This is a genomic window from Streptomyces tagetis (assembly GCF_018069565.1).
Classification (GTDB): domain Bacteria; phylum Actinomycetota; class Actinomycetes; order Streptomycetales; family Streptomycetaceae; genus Streptomyces; species Streptomyces tagetis.
The window spans coordinates 420,781-438,024 of sequence record NZ_JAGPNL010000001.1 but is presented as its reverse complement, the minus strand read 5'-3'; the positions used below and the strand labels follow the sequence as shown (position 1 = coordinate 438,024).

Annotated in this window: 12 protein-coding genes and 2 pseudogenes; 4 read left to right on the top strand and 10 right to left on the bottom strand. The window is 72.0% G+C overall.

Translation table 11 applies throughout. The annotated features are described in order from the left end of the window. Positions 1-417 precede the first annotated feature (417 nt). Positions 418-1,227 (bottom strand): annotated as a pseudogene (locus J5Y05_RS01930) (IS256 family transposase); the annotation flags it as partial. A gap of 500 nt (positions 1,228-1,727) precedes the next feature. On the opposite strand from J5Y05_RS01930, the gene J5Y05_RS01925 reads away from it, so the two are divergent. Continuing rightward, complete coding sequence (locus J5Y05_RS01925; protein ID WP_210867964.1) at positions 1,728-3,668, top strand: ATP-binding cassette domain-containing protein; 1,941 nt, start codon at positions 1,728-1,730, stop codon at positions 3,666-3,668. Positions 3,669-3,779: 111 nt separating this feature from the next. Here the strand turns inward: J5Y05_RS01925 and J5Y05_RS01920 are convergent, their stop codons facing one another. The 4 genes from J5Y05_RS01920 to J5Y05_RS32390 form a co-directional block, all read right to left on the bottom strand. Continuing rightward, positions 3,780-4,472 carry a DUF2470 domain-containing protein gene (locus tag J5Y05_RS01920; protein ID WP_210867963.1) on the bottom strand — a complete coding sequence of 231 codons (693 nt, stop codon included), beginning with the start codon at positions 4,470-4,472 and terminating at the stop codon, positions 3,780-3,782. 65 nt (positions 4,473-4,537) lie between these two features. After that, positions 4,538-5,263: a DUF2470 domain-containing protein gene (locus J5Y05_RS01915; RefSeq protein ID WP_210867962.1), complete on the bottom strand. Its 726-nt coding sequence runs from the start codon at positions 5,261-5,263 to the stop codon at positions 4,538-4,540. A gap of 71 nt (positions 5,264-5,334) precedes the next feature. After that, a complete protein-coding gene (locus tag J5Y05_RS01910) occupies positions 5,335-6,423 on the bottom strand; it encodes a WxL protein peptidoglycan domain-containing protein (protein WP_210867961.1) in 1,089 nt (362 codons plus the stop codon). A 174-nt stretch (positions 6,424-6,597) separates the two neighbouring features. Beyond that, positions 6,598-7,398, bottom strand: coding sequence for a hypothetical protein (locus J5Y05_RS32390; RefSeq protein ID WP_247614410.1), 801 nt, complete (start codon positions 7,396-7,398; stop codon positions 6,598-6,600). Positions 7,399-7,510: 112 nt separating this feature from the next. Between J5Y05_RS32390 and J5Y05_RS32385 the strand changes: the two genes are divergently transcribed. Then, on the top strand, positions 7,511-7,732 hold the full coding sequence (locus J5Y05_RS32385; protein ID WP_247613995.1) for a hypothetical protein: 222 nt from the start codon (positions 7,511-7,513) through the stop codon (positions 7,730-7,732). A 395-nt stretch (positions 7,733-8,127) separates the two neighbouring features. Here J5Y05_RS32385 and J5Y05_RS01900 read toward each other — a convergent pair whose 3' ends face one another. Then, positions 8,128-9,438: an HtaA domain-containing protein gene (locus tag J5Y05_RS01900; RefSeq protein WP_247613996.1), complete on the bottom strand. Its 1,311-nt coding sequence runs from the start codon at positions 9,436-9,438 to the stop codon at positions 8,128-8,130. Between the two features lie 112 nt (positions 9,439-9,550). Between J5Y05_RS01900 and J5Y05_RS31495 the strand changes: the two genes are divergently transcribed. Beyond that, a complete protein-coding gene (locus J5Y05_RS31495) occupies positions 9,551-9,772 on the top strand; it encodes a hypothetical protein (RefSeq protein WP_247613995.1) in 222 nt (73 codons plus the stop codon). Between the two features lie 304 nt (positions 9,773-10,076). Here J5Y05_RS31495 and J5Y05_RS01895 read toward each other — a convergent pair whose 3' ends face one another. The 4 genes and pseudogenes from J5Y05_RS01895 to J5Y05_RS01880 form a co-directional block, all read right to left on the bottom strand. Beyond that, on the bottom strand, positions 10,077-11,024 hold the full coding sequence (locus J5Y05_RS01895; protein ID WP_210867958.1) for a hypothetical protein: 948 nt from the start codon (positions 11,022-11,024) through the stop codon (positions 10,077-10,079). Then, positions 11,021-11,883: pseudogene (locus J5Y05_RS32550) on the bottom strand (heme ABC transporter ATP-binding protein). Before J5Y05_RS32550 ends, J5Y05_RS01895 begins: the two are co-directional and overlap by 4 nt. Beyond that, positions 11,880-13,001: a FecCD family ABC transporter permease gene (locus J5Y05_RS01885; protein WP_210869624.1), complete on the bottom strand. Its 1,122-nt coding sequence runs from the start codon at positions 12,999-13,001 to the stop codon at positions 11,880-11,882. The pseudogene J5Y05_RS32550 and the gene J5Y05_RS01885 overlap by 4 nt, the downstream one beginning before the upstream one ends. A gap of 5 nt (positions 13,002-13,006) precedes the next feature. Continuing rightward, positions 13,007-14,206, bottom strand: a complete 1,200-nt coding sequence (locus J5Y05_RS01880; RefSeq protein WP_210867957.1) for a heme/hemin ABC transporter substrate-binding protein — start codon at positions 14,204-14,206, stop codon at positions 13,007-13,009. Positions 14,207-14,607: 401 nt separating this feature from the next. Here J5Y05_RS01880 and J5Y05_RS01875 point away from each other — a divergent pair, with 401 nt between their 5' ends. Then, entirely contained in the window at positions 14,608-17,196 is a 2,589-nt protein-coding gene (locus J5Y05_RS01875) for a hypothetical protein (RefSeq protein ID WP_210867956.1), read from the top strand. The last annotated feature ends 48 nt before the right edge of the window (positions 17,197-17,244 follow it).

Genomic DNA, 17,244 nt, shown 5'->3' with positions numbered 1-17,244 from the left:
GTGGTCCGGATCGTGTGAACCCTGCACTGGTTCGGCGATCTCCCCGTACCCGGACCTCAGTCCTCCTGGTGTCCTCGGCAGCATAGGGGGCCCGGAAGGGGCGCAGGCCCCTGCGGGGAAGGTGGTCGTGAGCGAGGGAACCGACGCTGCGCAGAAGATCGTCGTACGCCGACGCCACGGCCGGCGCCTCGAAGCAGGTTGAAAGAGGGGCAATTCGGTCCGCCTATCCGATATGAGCAAGTACTTGGTTGGGGTTTGACGCAAGTTGTACGCTTCATGATGCTCGGCGGTCGGGACCAGGTAGGGCGATAAACAGAGGCAACTGCACCCTGCGCTCAGCGGCACACGTCAGGGCCCTGCTCCGGACAGTCCGCTGACGGGTCTGTCAAACGAGCGGTGTAACCAGGGTGGTTGGGGTTACTGACGGGCTGCGGAGAGTCGGCCGCCGAAGGTGATGTCGAAGGCGTTCAGGGCGGTTTTCCAGCGCATGGTCCAGCGGGCCTGGCGCTTGCCGGTGGGGTCCAGGCTCATGATGGCCATGTAGACGCACTTCAAGGCGGCGGTCTCGTTCGGGAAGTGCCCGCGTGCCTTGACCGCCCGCCGGATCCTGGCGTTCACGGACTCGATCGCGTTCGTGGTGCAGACGATGCGGCGGATCTCGGTGTCGAAGCGGAGGAATGGGGTGAACTCTTCCCATGCGTTCTCCCAGAGCCGGACGATCGCCGGGTACTTCTTGCCCCAGGTGTCGGCGAACTCGGCGAACCGCTCGAGTGCGGCCTCTTCGGTCGGCGCGGTGTAGACGGGCTTGAGAACACGAGCGATCGTGTCCCAGTCCTGGCGGGCGGCATAGCGGAAGGAGTTCCGCAGCAGGTGGACCACACAGGTCTGCACGATCGTCCTGGGCCAGACGGTCTCGACCGCGTCGGGCAAGCCCTTGAGACCGTCGCAGACCAGCATGAGGACGTCGTTCACGCCGCGGTTCTTGATCTCGGTGAGGATGTCCATCCAGTGCTTGGCGCCCTCACCGCCGTCGCCGGCCCATAGGCCCAGGATGTCCCGTCGGCCCTCCGCGGTGACGGCGAGAGCCACGTAGATCGGCCGGTTGGCCACCGCACCGTCGCGGATCTTCACGTGGATCGCGTCGATGAAGACGACCGGGTAGACGACGTCGAGGGGCCGGTTCTGCCACTCGGCCATGCCGTCCATGACCTTGTCGGTGATAGTGGACCGGCCAGCGCCCGCTCGTAGAAGGGGGCGGCCTCGTCCTCCAAGCCGAGCAGGTCATGTACCCAGGCCGTCTGCTAGGCGATCTCGACATCGTGTGGATACTGCTGTGCCAACATCAACAGATGCTCCCGGGCCTGCCCACTCTGCCCCTGCCGGCGCAGCCGTATCGCCTGTGCCAGAGCCGCATCCCGCTCGTGATCACCGTTCATGGCGCCGGGACGCTGACACGACGCGACTCGGACGGCGAACGGCTTCCGGCATGGTTTCCCGGCGCATCGAGTAGTTCGTCCGGTCCGCGGGTGCGGGATCGGGACGACGTCGGCGTTTCGGCCACCCGTTGCCCGGAGTGCCTTCAAGCGGGACCTGGTGTCCCGGGCCCGTAGTGCTCCCTCGGGCAGGCGGTTGGGGACTCCCGGTACGACCGAATGACGTGTGTTCGATATCGGTGCCGGGTCGTTGGTCCTCACGACTCCGCCGCAGCGACCGTCCTAGGGGGATCGATGACCTCGGCCATCACACAGGATCAGCCACCTCAGCCGCCGAAAGGCACCTCGCAGGAGGACGAGACACAGGAGGGCGGTGTTCGAGAGGAGGAATACCTCTACCGCGACGCGTCCCGGCTCCAGGCCGGCTCCCTGCTGACCACCCGCACCATGGCGCGGCGCCTGCCCGCGCTCGTGCTGCGCTCGGTGCGGATGGCCTGGCGGGTGGACCGGGGCGCGACCATCGGTCTGCTGGTGTGCCAGATCGGGACGGGCGTCCTCGCGGCCCTCGGCCTCCTGGCCGTCACCGGAACGATCACCGCGCTGATCTCCTCCGGCGACATCACCGAGCGGCTGTGGGAAGCCGCCCCGCGACTGGCCGTCATCGCCGCCGCCACCGGGCTGCGCGCACTGCTGGGCATCGCGGTCGTCTGGCTGACCGCGCGGCTGCGCCCCGTGCTCGGCCGGGCGGCGGAGCTGACGATGATCGAGGCCGCGCTCGGCGCGGAACTGGCCGCCAACAACAAGCCCGGCTACAACGACGCCTACGACATCGCCGACCGCGGCGCCCAGGTCACCCCCGACCTCGTGGAGGAGGCGCAGGACGTCCTCGCGGCGACCGCCACGCTCGCGGCCGGCGCCGCCGTCCTGACCGTCCTGCACCCGCTGCTCCTTCCCCTCCTCTTCCTCACCTGCCTGCCGCAGGCCGCCGCGTACGTCCGCTCCGCGCGCGTGATCTACCTCGCCGGCCTGGAGACCTCCGGGCGCCGCCGGATGCTGAGCAAGCTGCGCTGGCACATGGCCTACATGGACTCCAGCGAGGAGATGCGCGCCTGCCTGGCCGGCCCCTTCCTGACCGGCCGGTACCGCAAGCTGGCCGCCTCCGTCAACGCGGCCGAACGCAAGGCCGCGAACACCGGCGCCCGGATGGGACTGGCCGGCGCGGTCGCCGGTGGGATCGCCTCGACGGCCGTGTGGGCGGCGCTGCTGTGGCTCCTGGCCTCCGGCCGCATGAGCCTGGCGGCCGGAGGCGGCGCCGTCTTCGCCCTCCAGACCGCCACCGGCTCGGTGCGCGGCATCATCAACGGCGGGGCCCGCCTGGTGCGCACCGGCTGGTACGTGCAGGACTGGCAGAACTTCCTCGACAACGCCCACGGCCAGGCCATGGCCGACTCCCGCGGCACCGCGCCCCTGTCCTCGGTCCCCGAGCGCTTCGAGGTCCGTGACGTCACCTACCGCTATGACCGCGCCCCGAAGGACAGCCTGAGCGGCGTCTCCCTCCACGTGCGGCGCGGCGAGATCGTGGCCCTCGTCGGGGAGAACGGCTCCGGCAAGACGACCCTCTCCCGCCTGTTGTGCGGGCTGCTGCTGCCCACCGAGGGCGAAGTGGCCTGGGACCACGCCACCACGGCGGACCTGGACCCCTGGAAGGCGTGGGAACACGTCGCCCTGGTCCCACAGAAGTTCACCTACCTGCCGCTGACGATGCGCGACAACATCACCTTCGGGCAGGGCGACACCAGCGATGCCGCGCTCCTCGCCGCGTGCGAGGCGTCCGGGGCCGCCGAGCTGCTGCCGGGCCTCCGCTCCGGTCTGAACACCCTCCTGACCAGTGAGTGGTTCGGCGGGCAGCAGCTCTCCGGCGGGCAGTGGCAGCGGCTCGTTCTCACTCGCGCCTTCCACCGGCGGGCGGCGCTGCTGGTGATGGACGAACCCACGGCAGCCCTCGACGCACGCGCGGAGCACCGGGTCTTCTCCGGGCTGCGTGAGCTGGCCAAGGACCGGGCCGTGCTGCTGATCACGCACCGGCTCGCCAACGTGGCCGTCGCCGACCGGATCGTCGTCCTGGACGGGGGGCGGATCGTGCAGGAGGGCACCTACGCCCAACTCACCCAAGTGCCGGGGCTCTTCAAGTCGTTGTGGGAGTTGCAGCGGCAGATGGGCGGCGAGGACGCCTGATGCGCCGCGGGCTGCCCCTTCGGCAGGGCGGTACGCCGCATTCCGCCTACCGCGAGGACGACCAGTGGCGCCGCCGATCCCGACGGGCCCCCGTGGCCGGACCACCGAAGGTCAGAGCGGGCGGCCCGTGCGGGAGAGGCGGCGGGCCGCGGCGAGGAGCGCCTGCACCTGCTGACCGGTGTGTTCAGGGTGGGTCACCGGTGTCTTGAACGGCAGCCGGGCGTCACGGTGGCCGTGCCGGTATTCGAGACGCAGGGTGAGGCCGTACCGGTCGATGGCGACGGGGAGTGCTCGCAGTACGCCGGTTTCCGGCAGCGGACGGACGAGGCGCAGGAGCAGGGGGACGAGTTCGCCGTGGTCGTCGACGAGGTGGTTCAGCAGGGCGGCTTCGCTGAGGGCCAGGGGGTCGAGTTCGGTCGCTTCCAGTTCCTCGAAGGTGACGAGCGTGCGCCCGGTGGCGTCCTCCAGCACGCTCTGCCCGAACTGCATGCACGTGTGGTCCGCGGCCCCGGGGTCGTACGGGTCGGCGAGCACTCCGGTCAAAGTGACCCGGGCCCGCAGCCGGTCGCGTACCGGCGTGGGGGCGACGTCGGTGAGGTCCAGCCGGACGGGGATGCCGGACGGCTGCGTGACGGCCTCTTCGCACGGAGCGTGCAGATGGAAACGGCTCATGGCCGCGGCGCCGCCGAGCCGGTGCACTTCCGCACTCCGCCCGCCGCTCACCACGGTCATCGAATGGGCGGCGGCGAGGATGGAGTGCACGCGCTCGGCTGCTGTCGGCACCTGGGTACGGGAACGGCGCATGCGGCCTCCAGGCCAGTAAGTAAGGTTAGCCTAACCTAAGGTATCAGTCGGGGGGTGACCCCGCATCACTCGCCCGCCGGGCAGGGACACACAGGGCCGCGGGTGGAGGTGGCCGCCCGCGCCAGCAGGGAGCGGATCTCACGGACCGCCTTTCCGGGGTGGCTCACGGGAGAGGGGAAGCCCAGGCGGGCGTCGTGATCGGTCCGCGTGCGCTCCAGACGCAGCACCAGCCCGTAGCGGTCGATGCGTACCGGGCGGACGCGGACGACCCCGACCAGATGCCGCGACGGCAGCAGCCGCGCCAGCCGGGCGGCGATGCCGGTCCGGGCGGCGTCGAGGTTGGCGAGCAGATCCGCCTCGTACGAGGCCAGCGGGTCGGGCCTGGCCAGGGCGAGTTGGTCGACGCCGAGGGGGACGGTCCGGCCCGCCTCACGGAGGGCGGCCCGCTCGGGGACGAAGCAGAGCGCTCCACCCTGCCTGCCGTCGGCCGCGGTGAGGTGGCCGCCCAGCGTAAGCCGCGCGCGGACCCGGTCCCTCACGGGTGTGGGGGCGACATCGGTGACCTCGGCGACGCCGACGAGTTCGCCCTCTCGCGCACGCGCCACTTCGACGCGCAGACGGTCGTCGACGGGGTCGGCGAGCGCCAGCCGCCCGCTGGGGTCCACGGCACGCAGTCCCACCCGCTCGACGCGACGGGATTCCGTGACGATGGTCAGGGAGCGGGCCGTCTCGAGCAGGGAGCGGGCACGTTCCGCCGGGATCGGTTCCAGGCGCCGGGTGGCTGCACTCATGGGCCCTCCAGAGGGGTAAGGCATGACTCCGGCAGCCCGCGACCGCGCCCGCGCCGCCGGGCCCGCGCCGGTCACGGTGCCGTGTCCGAGTCGCTCTTCGCGGTGGCGAGGGCCTCGGCGACGGCGGCGTTGACGGCCTGTTCGACCTTGCGCCTGCGGCGCCTGCGCAGCAGTGCGTAGGCACCGGCCGCGGCGGCGAGGACCGCGAGTGTGATCAGTTGCCCCCAGGGCCAGGCCCAGAGCGACCGCCCCGCGGACGCCTGTCCGGCCCGGGGGACGGGCTGGTCGTCCGGGGCCGCCGGGGTGAGGATCACGTCGGCGTCGAGCCGGACGGTGGGCCACACGCCGGTGACGGTGACGGTACGGGTCAGTGAGTTGCCGGGCAGGATCTCCGGCAGGTCGGCGATGCGGGCGTCCTGGCCGATCAGCCCGAAGAGCCCCTTGGTCCGGATCAGTTGGCGGGCCTTCAGCCGGACGTTGCCGGTGTTGGTGACGGTGTAGGTGAGGCGCAGGCTGCCGCTGCCGGCCGGGTTGAGGGTGCCGTCGTAGGAGGCGTGCAGGTCGCTCACCTTGAGCGAGGGGCTGAGCGGGCCGGTGACGCGCAGATGGACGCGGGAGCCGAGCCGACGGTCGAGCCGGACGGTCGTCCCCTGGGCCTCGGTGATCAGTGAGGTGACCACCCCGCCGGAGTGGTCACCCGGCGTGGCGTCGGCGGGGACGGTGAGGGTGAAGGGCACGACCTCCGTCTGCTGGCTCTTCAGGGTGAGCGTCGTGGACTTCATCCTGATCCAGGAACCGACGTCGCTCGGCTTCCTGTCACCGGAGAGGAGGTCGATGCCACCGCTCGGGGTGGTGAAGGCGTCGCTGGCGTAGACCCGCAGCCTGATGGTGGTGTCGCTGCGGTTCACCACGGCGATGGCGTCGGTGACGCGGGAGCCGGGAGCGAGGTCGTACGTGAACCGGCTGCGCCCCTTGCCGACGGGGGTGTCGGCCGGCGCGGCGCCCCAGGTGATCTGGTTCTTCTCGGCCGGTGGCGGGGAGGTCGTCGTCGCGGGGGCGGCCATGACGGCCGCCGGCATCCACACCACGCTCATCAGGGCTGTCAGCAGGACTGTGAGGAGGCGGCGCGGTGCCACCGCTCTGGCGGGTCTCCTGGTCATGGGGCTCTCTCTGTGCTCGCGGGCCGGTCCGTCCCCGCGCGGGGACGGACCGGTGCACGCGATGTGCCGTGGGCCCGGCACGCCCCCTTGGGGGCGGGGGTCGTGCCGGGGTGCTGGGTCAGCCGTCAGTTCGGCTCGGTTCGGCTCAGCGCTGGGTTCAGCTCAGTGCTGGGTTCAGCTCAGTGCGGTGAGGGTGAGGGTGGTGGTGTAGGTGCCGGCTTCGGTGGTGGCGGGGAGGCGGAGGTCGAGTGCGGCGCCGAGGGTGCCGGTGCCCTTGGCGTGGCCGGTGGTGGCGGAGCCGAGGGTGGCGGAGGCGGTCAGGCCGTCACCGTTGTCGATGCCGGAGGCCACGGCGGTGCCGGGCTGGGCGCCTGCGCCGGCGGTGAGGACCTGGGGGGTCCAGCCGAGGTACTTGCCGGAGAGTCCGCCGGTGAAGTCGCCGACCTGGCCGGAGACGGACCAGGCGGGGGCGCCGGCGCGGGTGTCGGTGACCTTGACGGGCTTGAGGTCGCCGGTGGAGTGGAGGTAGGCGCCCTTGTTGACGGCGTCGGTCAGGGTGACCGCGCGGTCACTGGCGTCGATGGTCCAGGTGAACTCACCGGCCTGCTCCGGCACCGTCGCCGTGATCGTCTGCTCGCCCTCGGCGGGGCCCGAGTCCGTGCCCGCCGCGGTGTAGGCGACGGTCAGGGGGCTGGCGGGCTTGGCCGCGTCACGCGCACCGCCCGAGGTGAACCAGTACGAGGACTGCCCCGTCAACTGCTGGAAGTCCACGAAACTCTGCGGGAATGAACCCCAATACCCCTTGTTCCCCTCCGACTTGGCAGGCTGCCCCGTCGCCCCGGCCGGAACACTCACCGAGACCCCGAGATAATCCGGCGTGACCGTGAAGCCCGAAGCCCCCACCTCCACGCCACTCAGATTCGCCAGCGTCACCGTCGTCTCCGGCAGCGGAGCCCACTTGCCCGGATCATTCATGTCCGCGCCATAACCCGACGCCGTCGCCGTCAGCGTCCCCGTCCCGTCCGCCTTCACCGTCAACGTCGGATCGGTCGCCGACCAATACGTCAGCCCCCCATAGAACACCGACGTGAACGACCCCTTCCAACGGATCGTCGCCGTCTTCGCCGCCGTGTCCACCGTCCCCGAACCGGCACGGAAGACCACCCGGTTCCCCGTCAGCGAACTCGTCGAACCCGCCGACACCGCAGCACCCTTGGAGTCCTGGCACTTCGTCGCCCACGTCGGCTGCGAGAACACGCCCGCGCTGTCCGGCTTCTCCACCGTGACATCACCCGACGCCGTCGAATAGAACCCGTCCCCCTCGGACCACAGCCGGCTCGAACCCGAGTCACCGGCCTTGCCCGCCGACAGGAAGTTGCACCCCCCAAAGAAAGCGCCACCCCCCTGCTCACCACTGAGCCCCCACGCGAACGACGCGTCCGACACCGTCACCTCGGCCGCGGACGCCGACCCGGCACCCCCGACCACCACACCGGCCACCGACACCGCACCGACCACCAGGCCGACAAGGCCACGACCGCCGACGCGTGCCACGCGGGAGCCGGTGCTCTGTGCGCCGGTTCTGTGCGTAGTCATTCGATACATTTGTTTCTTCTCTCCTGTAGAGAATCGGTCGGGACACCTGGTGTGTCCCGCTGGGCAAGGGGCCGGGCAGGCAGGCCCGGCCCCTTGCGGCTCGTGGGCTCAGCGGCGTACGGCTGGGCTGTTCCTGTGTCGCCGCGTGAGGACGACCATGGCGAGGCCGGCGGTCACACAGCCGACGGCGCCGAGGGCGGCTGCCGCGGTGGTGCGGTCGTCGGCGCCGGTGCGGGCCAGTTGGCCCACCTCGTCGGGCCGGACCTTCAGGTCGGGGATGAGGGCGGAGTCGTCACCGGCGCCGCCGGTGCCCTGCCCGCCGGCGGAACCGCCCGCTCCCGTGCCCGCCCCGGGTCCGTCCGTGCCGGTGGCGGGCCCCGTTCCGGCGCAGCCGGACAGAAGCACGGTGGCGTCGTCCAGCTCCTGGCCCTTCTGGTAGAAGCTGTTTCCGTCGAAGGTGAACGCCTCGGTGTCCTGGATGGCGGTCCGCATCGTGCGGGTGATCCCGGCGGAACCGGTCACCGGGGTGCTGCCGGAGAGGTCCAGGGAGGCCAGGGCGACATCGTTACGGGCGTTGGTCGTCGGCGTGGCGCCCGGAGAGCTGACGGTCAGGCTCACGTCCGCGTACAGGGTGCCGGTCTTGCCTTGGACGGTCAGCCGCGGCTTGGCGATCACGATCTTGAAGTAGTGGGCCGGATAGTCGTACGTGATGCTGCCCGCGTACCGGACGGTGAAGTCGTCGGCGGAGTTGTACGCGGAACTGGACGCGAAGGGCCACTGGTAGGTGCCCGTACCGGCCTTCCCCGCGACGGCCTGGTCCTGGGCGAGGATCTTCAGGCCGTCGCCGGCGGTGATGCTGTTGCCCGCCGGCGTGCCGACGTAGGAGCGGAAGCTCTTCTTGAAGCCCCAGGTCAGGCTGCCGCCCTTGATCCCATCGGTGAGTTCGCAGGACGCGCTGGTCGGCGCGGTGGTCGGTGTGCCGTCGGTGGGCGTCGGCCGGTCCGCCGACGGGGTGGGGTCGGGGGCGTCCGGGGACGAGGTGGTCCCGGGCGGCGTGGGGGTGGGCGAGGTGCCCGGTTCGCCGGAGGTCGGCTCGGGTGTGGCTCCCGCCGCGGTGTAGGCGACGGTCAGGGGGGTGGCGGGCTTGGCCGCGTCACGCGCACCGCCCGAGGTGAACCAGTACGAGGACTGCCCCGTCAACTGCTGGAAGTCCACGAAACTCTGCGGGAACGAACCCCAATACCCCTTGTTCCCCTCCGACTTGGCAGGCTGCCCCGTCGCACCGGCCGGAACACTCACCGAGACCCCGAGATAATCCGGAGTGACCGTGAAGCCCGAAGCCCCCACCTCCACGCCACTCAGATTCGCCAGCGTCACCGTCGTCTCCGGCAGCGGGACCCACTTGCCCGGATCATTCATGTCCGCGCCATAACCGGACGCCGTCGCCGTCAGCGTCCCCGTCCCGTCCGCCTTCACCGTCAACGTCGGGTCCGTCGCCGACCAATACGTCAGCCCCCCATAGAACACCGACGTGAACGACCCCTTCCAACGGATCGTCGCCGTCTTCGCCGCCGTGTCCACCGTCCCGGAACCGGCACGGAAGACCACCCGGTTCCCCGTCAGCGAACTCGTCGAACCCGCGGACACCGCAGCGCCCTTGGAGTCCTGGCACTTCGTCGCCCACGTCGGCTGCGAGAACACACCCGCGCTGTCCGGCTTCTCCACCGTGACATCACCCGACGCCGTCGAATAGAACCCGTCCCCCTCGGACCACAGCCGGCTCGAACCCGAATCACCGGCCTTGCCCGCCGACAGGAAGTTGCACCCCCCGAAGAAAGCACCACCCCCCTGCTCACCACTGAGCCCCCACGCGAACGACGCGTCCGACACCGTCACCTCGGCCGCGGACGCCGACCCGGCACCCCCGACCACCACACCCGCCACCGACACCGCACCGACCACCAGGCCGACAAGGCCGGACGCGAAACCCGACGCGAGGCCGCGGCGTACGGGGGCAGTACGTATGCCGCCGCGAGCGCTTCTTCCGGTACTGGTACTCACTGCTCTCCCGCCTTCACGGACGTTGTGCGGCGCCGGCGTCGGCGCAGCAGCCAGAGGATGGTCAGGGTGACGACGACCAGCGCGCCGCCGACGGCGGCGGCCAGGCGGCCGACTCCGGTGACGGAGGTGGCGCCGACCACCGTGTCCGCCGGCGCGGACGACGCCTGGGCGTCGGTGGTGTCGGTGGCGGCGGCGTCGGTGGCGGCTGTGGCCGCCGGTGAGCCGGTGGTCTCCTGCGCGGGCGTCGCGGACGGGCTCGCGTCGGGCGTCTCGGTGGCCGATGCCGCGTTCTTCGTCGGGGACGGGTCCGGGCTCGCCTCCTTCTTCGCGGGTGCCGGCCGCTTGGGGGTGGCGAAGTCGATCGGGGTGAAGGTCTCGTTACCGGGGCTCGCCACACCGTGCGCGCCGATGGTGATCACTCCGCACTGCACGGTGCGGCAGTCGATCTGGCGGATGCCTCCGTCACGGCCCTTGGCGGGGAAGACGGCCCCGGGCACGACGAGCGTCGCCGCCCAGGTCCCGTCCGCCGCGAGGGTGCCTCCGTTGGCCGCGTAGGCGGTCGGGTCGCCGGGGAAGGCCACGAAGCGCTGGTAGCCGTGGTTGTCCTTGGTCTCGGAGTCCTGGACGTAGACGTAGTCGACACCGCTGGTGCCGCCCTGGCTGGGCCGCCACGTGCCGCTGACGGTGCCGAAGAGGACGTAGACGCCGCCGAAGCCGTTCTTGACGGACTGGAAGCCGGTGCCCCGCAGGTGGAGCGTGGTGGCGTACTCCGGATCGGCCGTCGTCTCCTGCGTCGTGACCCGGGCCGCGGCCCAGGCGGGCGGTGCCGGCACCAGGACGGCGGCCAGTACGCCCAGGGAGGTGAGGGCCGCGGCCCCGACCCGGCGCAGCAGGGTTCTCGGTCGTGGGGACGGTGGTGGGACAAGAGGGAGGGAACTGGTCATGGTGTGGGTGTTCCTTTGCTGTTCCGTCGGGGTCCGACCAGCACCGAGCCGGTGACGGGGTGCCGGAGCACCTCGATGGGAAGCTGGTAGACCTCTTCGAGCAGTGGCTCGGTGAGCACCGACTCGGGCCGGCCCCGTTCCACCAGCCGTCCGGCGTGCAGCACCGCGATCTCGTCGGCGTAGGCGGCGGCCAACTGCAGGTCGTGCAGGACGGCCAGCACCGCGTGTCCCCTGTCGGCACGGTCCCGTGCCGTCCGCATCAGCTCCTCCTGGTGGCGCAGGTCGAGAGCGGCCGTCGGTTCGTCGAGGAGCAGCACCGGGGTGCTCTGGGCGAGGACCGGGCGAAGGACGCGCGGGCCTGTTCCCCGCCGGACAGCGTGGGGTAGCGGCGGCGGGCGAACCCGGTCATGCCGGTGGTGGCCAGCGCCTCGGCGACGACCTTCTCGTCGTCGTCCTCGGCCTCGGTGCCCGCCCAGGGCGCCCGGCCCATGGCGACGACCTCGGCCACGGTGAACGGGAAGGAGAGGAGGCCGCGTTGGGGCAGCACCGCGCGGCGCCAGGCGAGTTCGCCGGCGGTGGCCGTGGCGACGGGCAGCCCGCCGAGGCGGACCGTCCCGGTGGTGGGCGACCGGTCGCCGGCCAGCAGGGACAGCAGGGTGGACTTGCCCGCGCCGTTGGGTCCCACCACCGCGAGCAGGGAGCCCGCGGCGAGGTCGAGGTCCACGTCCCGCAAGAGCCAGGCGCCGCCGGTCCGCAGGCCCAGTCCCCGGGCGGACAGCTCCACCGTTCCCGGCCGCGGGGGCCCGGGGAGGGGTCCTCGGCGTCCCGTGAGTCTCGCCAGTACCGCCCGCGCGTTCATATCCAGCCTCCCGCCCGCGCGCGGGTGGTGCGCAGCAGCCAGAAGAAGAACGGACCGCCCACCATGGCGGTGAGCATGCCGATCGGCAGGTCGGCGTACGGGATGACGGTCCTGGCGACGATGTCGGCGCCGGCCAGCAGGACGGCTCCGCCGAGAATGCTCGCCGGCACCAGCACCCGGTGCCCCGGGCCGAGTGCCATCCGCACGAGGTGGGGGACGACCAGGCCGATGAATCCGATGATGCCGCTGAAGGCGACGGCCCCGGCGACCATGACGGCGATGAGCACGATCGCGGTCACCCGGAGCCGTTCGACGTTGACGCCCAGGTGCCGTGCCGCGCGGTCGCCCAGTGCCAGCAGGTCCAGCCGTCGCGCCAGCAGGCAGGCGCCGACGAGGCCGACGACGGCGAACGGCGCGACGCTGCCGACGTACGCCCAGCGGCTGCCGTTGAGGCTGCCCAACTGCCAGAAGACGATCTGGTCGCGGGCGGTCTGGCTGCCGGCGAACATGCAGAACGCCAGTCCCGCGCCGGCCACGGCGTTGATCGCGATGCCGGTGAGCACCAGTGTGACGACCTCGGTACGGCCGCCCGCCCGGGACAGCGCGTACACCAGCAGCACGGAGGTGAGGCCGGCCAGGAAGGCCGCCGCCGGGACGGTGAACTGGCCCAGGGCGTCGATGCCCAGGACGATCGCCACGGCCGCGCCCAGCGCGGCGCCCGCGGACACCCCGACGACACCGGGTTCGGCCAGCGGGTTGCCGAAGACGCCCTGCATCAGCGCCCCGGCCGTCGCCAGGACGGCACCGACGACGAGCGACATGACGACCCGGGGCATACGGATCTGCCACAGGGCCGATTCGGCGAAGGGGTCGGGCACCGGGTGTCCCCACCCGAGCGGACCGGACAGCCGGTGCAGTACCGAGGCGGTCACGTCGGCGAGTCCGATCCCGTACTGGCCCAGTGCGGCCGAGCAGAGGGTGACGAGGACCAGCGCGACGACGAGCGCGGTGAACACGGCGAGGCGGGCGGTCGGCGCCGGGGAGGCGGCGCGCTCCGGTCCGTCCGCGCCGTCCTGCGGGGCCGCGGAGCCGCCGTCGGCGGGGGTGCGGGTGTGCAGCGTGCTCACGGCGCGGCTCCCGGGGAGGGCGCGGCGGCGACCGACTCCGGCGCGTACAGGGAGCGGGCCAGGGCGTCCAGCACCCGCGGGGTCAGCGGTCCGAAGGACAGCACCTGGTAGTCGCTCATGTCCACGATCCGGCGGTGCTTCCCGGCCGGTGTCTGGGCGACGCCGGGCAGTTGGAGCGCCCCGTCCACGCCGCCGACCGAGCGGAGCCCCTCGCTCATCATGAGGATCACATCGGGTCTGGCCTTGGCCATGGCCTCGGCGTTGAGCGGGGTGAACCCGGAGAGGCCGGCCTCGCCGGCCACGTCGACCGCGCGCAGGGAGGCGATGAGGGAGTCGGTGCCGGAGCCCTTGCCGAAGATGTAGTAGACGCCGGCCTGTCCGCGGGCGTAGAGGAAGAGGACGCGGGGTCGGCGCGCGGCATCGGAAGGAACGATTCTGTCTATCTGGGCCTGCTCCGCGGCGAGTTCCTTGTCCAGCCGCTTCCGGAGCAGTTCGCCCTCCGCCCGCACGCCGAGCGCCGCCGCCACCTCGTCGACCAGGGTGCCCACGGTCTCCAGCGAACGCCGGGAGTCGACGACCACCACCGGAACGCCGGAGTCGCGGATCTGGAGCACGGCGTCCCACGGCCCGAGCGTGGTGTCGGTGATCAGCACACTGGGGTGCAGGGCGAGGATCGCCTCGGCGTTCAACTGGTGCGCTCCGCTGGTGACCAGCGGCAGTTTCGCGGCGGCGGGGATTCCCGTCGACTGGTCGCGGCCGACCAGGCGGTCGCCGAGGCCGAGGCCGTAGACGGTGGCGGCGAGGGTGCCGTACAGGTCGAGGGCGAGGATGCGGTCGTCGCTGCGCACGGTCACCTTGGTGCCCTGCGCGTCGGTCACCGTGGCCGGCAACTCGGGGCGGGGTGTCCGGGTCACGGGGGTGATGTCCGCGTCGGGGACCGTGGCCGTGGTGGGCCCCCGGTAGGAGCGGGGGTCGGCCAGCGGGGTCACCTGACTCCACGGGACGGCCCGGCTCGTGGACTCCTGCCCGGCGTGAGCGGCGCCGGCCGGGGCCTGGCAGCCGCTGAGGAGCAGCGGTACCACCAACAGCAGTCCGCCCAGGGTGCGTCGACGCGTCGGCCGGGTACGGCCGGGCGCTCTGCCGTGGGCGACCGCGCCGGGCGGCACGCGGTGCGGGGGCGGTCTGTGGCCCGTCACAGGGCTTCCCTCCAATCAGGGCGACGGGGGCGTCGATTCCCCCTCCGTCATCGCCCGCGGGCATGCCGAGGACGCGGTGGTGCGTGATCCGGGTGGGGCAACGACCACGGCCGAGGCCGCTGTTGGTTCCACTCCTGAGGAGCAACTTAGGTGAGCCTAACCTAAACATTCAAGAGTCAGGCTAGGCTAACCTAAGCTCGCTGCCCCTCCGGTCGGGTGCCAAGGTCGCCGTACCGGGGACCGCGTCTCGTGGCCCGGTGAACGGGCTGCCCGAGGGCGTGCCGCGCACCGGTCACCCCGTCCGGCACACCGGGCGGGACCGGCGTCGCACGCCCCCGCGACGGCGGGGCGAGCCCAAGCCCCTCCCTCGCGTCATTCCCCTTCGACGAGCGGACTTCATGGTGCGTTCCAGACCTCTCCCCGCACGGCTTGCCGTCGGGCTCATCACCGCCGCCGCGGCGTTCGCGGTGGCCGCCCCCTCACCGGCCCTGCCGCCCCCGGCCGGGGCGATACGGGTGACGAGCGTCAACACCCCGGCGGCGCAATCCGCTTCATCGGCCCCCGCCGCCGCCGAGGGGGCCGCGGTCACGGTCGGAGCGACCGCCGCGCCCCTCGCCGTCCACCCCGGCGCCGATGACGACCGTGCCCTCTTCCGGGCCGTCGTCGACGACGGCCACGGCCCGTCGGCCACCTCCACGCCGGCCGTGTTCGGCGTCGCCTCGGACACGGGCGGCCTCCGACCGGTCGCCCACGCGAGCCTGGAGTGGGGCGTCAACGCCATCTACCAGGGCGGCAACCCGGCCAACTCGGGGTGCAACTTCTTCTCCGCCGGCACCCAGCAGGACTTCCGCGCCGTGCAGGGCGACGTACGGATCATCCACCGGTTCCCCGACGGCAGCGCGCAGGGCGTCTCGGACGCCACCAAGTGCGTCCCCGGCACCGGCTCGCAGTTGAACCAGCGCGTGCTGTTCACCCACGGCACCGGGAAGGCCGACGCGACCACGGGAGAGGCCACCGTCGACTGGACCGGCGCCTTCACCGCGAACGCCTACTCCGGCATGGTCACCTGGTACCTCAAGGACCCCACCCTGACGGTCGCCGAGGACGGCACCGGAACCCTCACCGCCACCGGCGGCGGCATCGGCGCCGACCCGGACAACCCGGCCGACCAGGAGGAGATCCCGGAACGCCGGGTCACCGTGGCGACCTTCGAGCGGGTACGAGTGGACTCCACCGCCGACCCGGCCGGCGGGGTGCGGATCACCCCCGACTACGCGGGCGTCGACTACTTCCCGCTCGTCGACGGGGTGCGCTCCACCACCTCGGCGATACCCGCCGGGGTCAAGAAGTCGCAGCCGGACTGGGGCTCCTGGCCCCAGTCGTTCGTCGACTTCCAGTACGAGACGGGGCTGTCCAGCTACTGGCACACCAGCGGTGGGGGCGCCGACCGCGACAAGCCGCCGTACGACCTCGCGGTCCGCTTCGACTCCGCGCCCGACGTACGCAACGTGCCCGTCATCCTCGCCAACCCCTCGACCACGGCCGCGGCGCCGTACGTCGAGGGCCGCGACCTCACCGTCACGGCCGAGGTCGACGGGGAGGCCGCGCTCCAGTGGGAACGCGCGGCCTCCGCGAACGGACCCTGGTCCCCCATCGCCGGGGCGACCGGCGAGAGCCTCGTCATCCCGGCCATCGACTCCTCCTGGAACGGCGGCCACGTCCGGATCGTGGCGACCAACGCCGACGGCCGGGCGGTCTCCACGGCACTGCGCCTCACCACCGCGCCGTACGCCGCGCCCTCCTTCCCCGAACCGCCCCGTGATCTGGCCGCGATCCAGGGCACCAGTGCCGTCGTGAAGTTCAGGGCCGCCGGCAACCCCGCGCTCGCCCCCGACAAGATGGTCCTGGAACGCAGCGACGACCGGGGGGCCACCTGGAAGCCCTGGTCCGGCGCCCGGTTCGCCCAGACGGGCGGCGCCCAGCAGTTCACCGTCCCCGCGATCCCGCTCGACACCGACGGGGCGAGGGCACGTGTCGTCGCCGTCAACACCGAGGGCACCAGGGCGGTCTCCGAGCCCTTCTCCGTCCGCGTCTTCCCCGCCACGGGCAAGCCGCAGCTCGTGGTCCTGCCCGACAAGCCCCTGGACCCGGACACCACCACCCGGCTCACCGTCCTGGGAGCGGGGTTCCAGGTGCCCGACTGGGCGAGTCCCACCCTCACCTACTCGCTCGACGTCGGCCTCTTCGACAGCACGGTGTGGCAACCAGGCCGAACGGGAACCCGCGACTGGGTGGCGACCTCACCGGACTCCAGCAACGGCCAGATCTACCACGCCCCGATGCAGGCATCCGGCGGGACCTTCACCCTCTCCCTGACCGTCCCGGCGGGCAAGCTCGACCCCCGGCACGACTACGGCATCGGAGCGTTCCTGCGCCTGACCGACATCACCACCTGGCGGGACACCTTCGACGACCGTTCGCTGGACGCCTGGACCCCGGTGCGGCTGCTGTCCGCCCAGGCGGAGGGCGAGCAGACGATCACGGCGACGGTGCCCGAGCAGGCCGGTGAGTTCACCTGGACCATCGACGCCGGCGACCGCGCGGTCACCCTGACCGACGCCGTCAACAAGGGCGCCTACCTCCACTCCACCGGCGACCTCAAGCCCGTCAAGGTCACCGACACCCGCGCCGGCGCCCCCGCCTGGTCCGTCTCCGGCCAGGTCGGCGACTTCACCGGCGGACTCTCCGGCAAGTACCTCGGCTGGACCCCCCAGGTCCTCACCGCCGGCGCAGGCGCCCAGCCCGGCACCGCCGTGGCCCCCGGCATCGACAACGGTGACGGCCTGACCGCCTCCGCCACCCTCGGCTCCGCCACCACCGGCCACGCCAAGGGCACCGGAACCCTCGGCGCCGCACTCGACCTCCGCCTCCCCGCCACCACCGAAGCCGGCACCTACACCACCACCCTCACCCTCACCGCACTGAGCTGAACCCAGCACTGAACCGAACCCAGCACTGAGCCGAGCTGAACCGAACTG

Coding starts and splice junctions, on each gene's coding strand:
- J5Y05_RS01900 (WP_247613996.1), bottom strand. CDS start 9,438: ATGAATGATCCGGGCAAGTGGGTCCCGCTGCCGGAGACGACGGTGACG.
- J5Y05_RS01910 (WP_210867961.1), bottom strand. CDS start 6,423: ATGACCAGGAGACCCGCCAGAGCGGTGGCACCGCGCCGCCTCCTCACA.
- J5Y05_RS01925 (WP_210867964.1), top strand. CDS start 1,728: ATGACCTCGGCCATCACACAGGATCAGCCACCTCAGCCGCCGAAAGGC.
- J5Y05_RS01895 (WP_210867958.1), bottom strand. CDS start 11,024: ATGACCAGTTCCCTCCCTCTTGTCCCACCACCGTCCCCACGACCGAGA.
- J5Y05_RS01920 (WP_210867963.1), bottom strand. CDS start 4,472: ATGCGCCGTTCCCGTACCCAGGTGCCGACAGCAGCCGAGCGCGTGCAC.
- J5Y05_RS32390 (WP_247614410.1), bottom strand. CDS start 7,398: ATGAATGATCCGGGCAAGTGGGCTCCGCTGCCGGAGACGACGGTGACG.
- J5Y05_RS01915 (WP_210867962.1), bottom strand. CDS start 5,263: ATGAGTGCAGCCACCCGGCGCCTGGAACCGATCCCGGCGGAACGTGCC.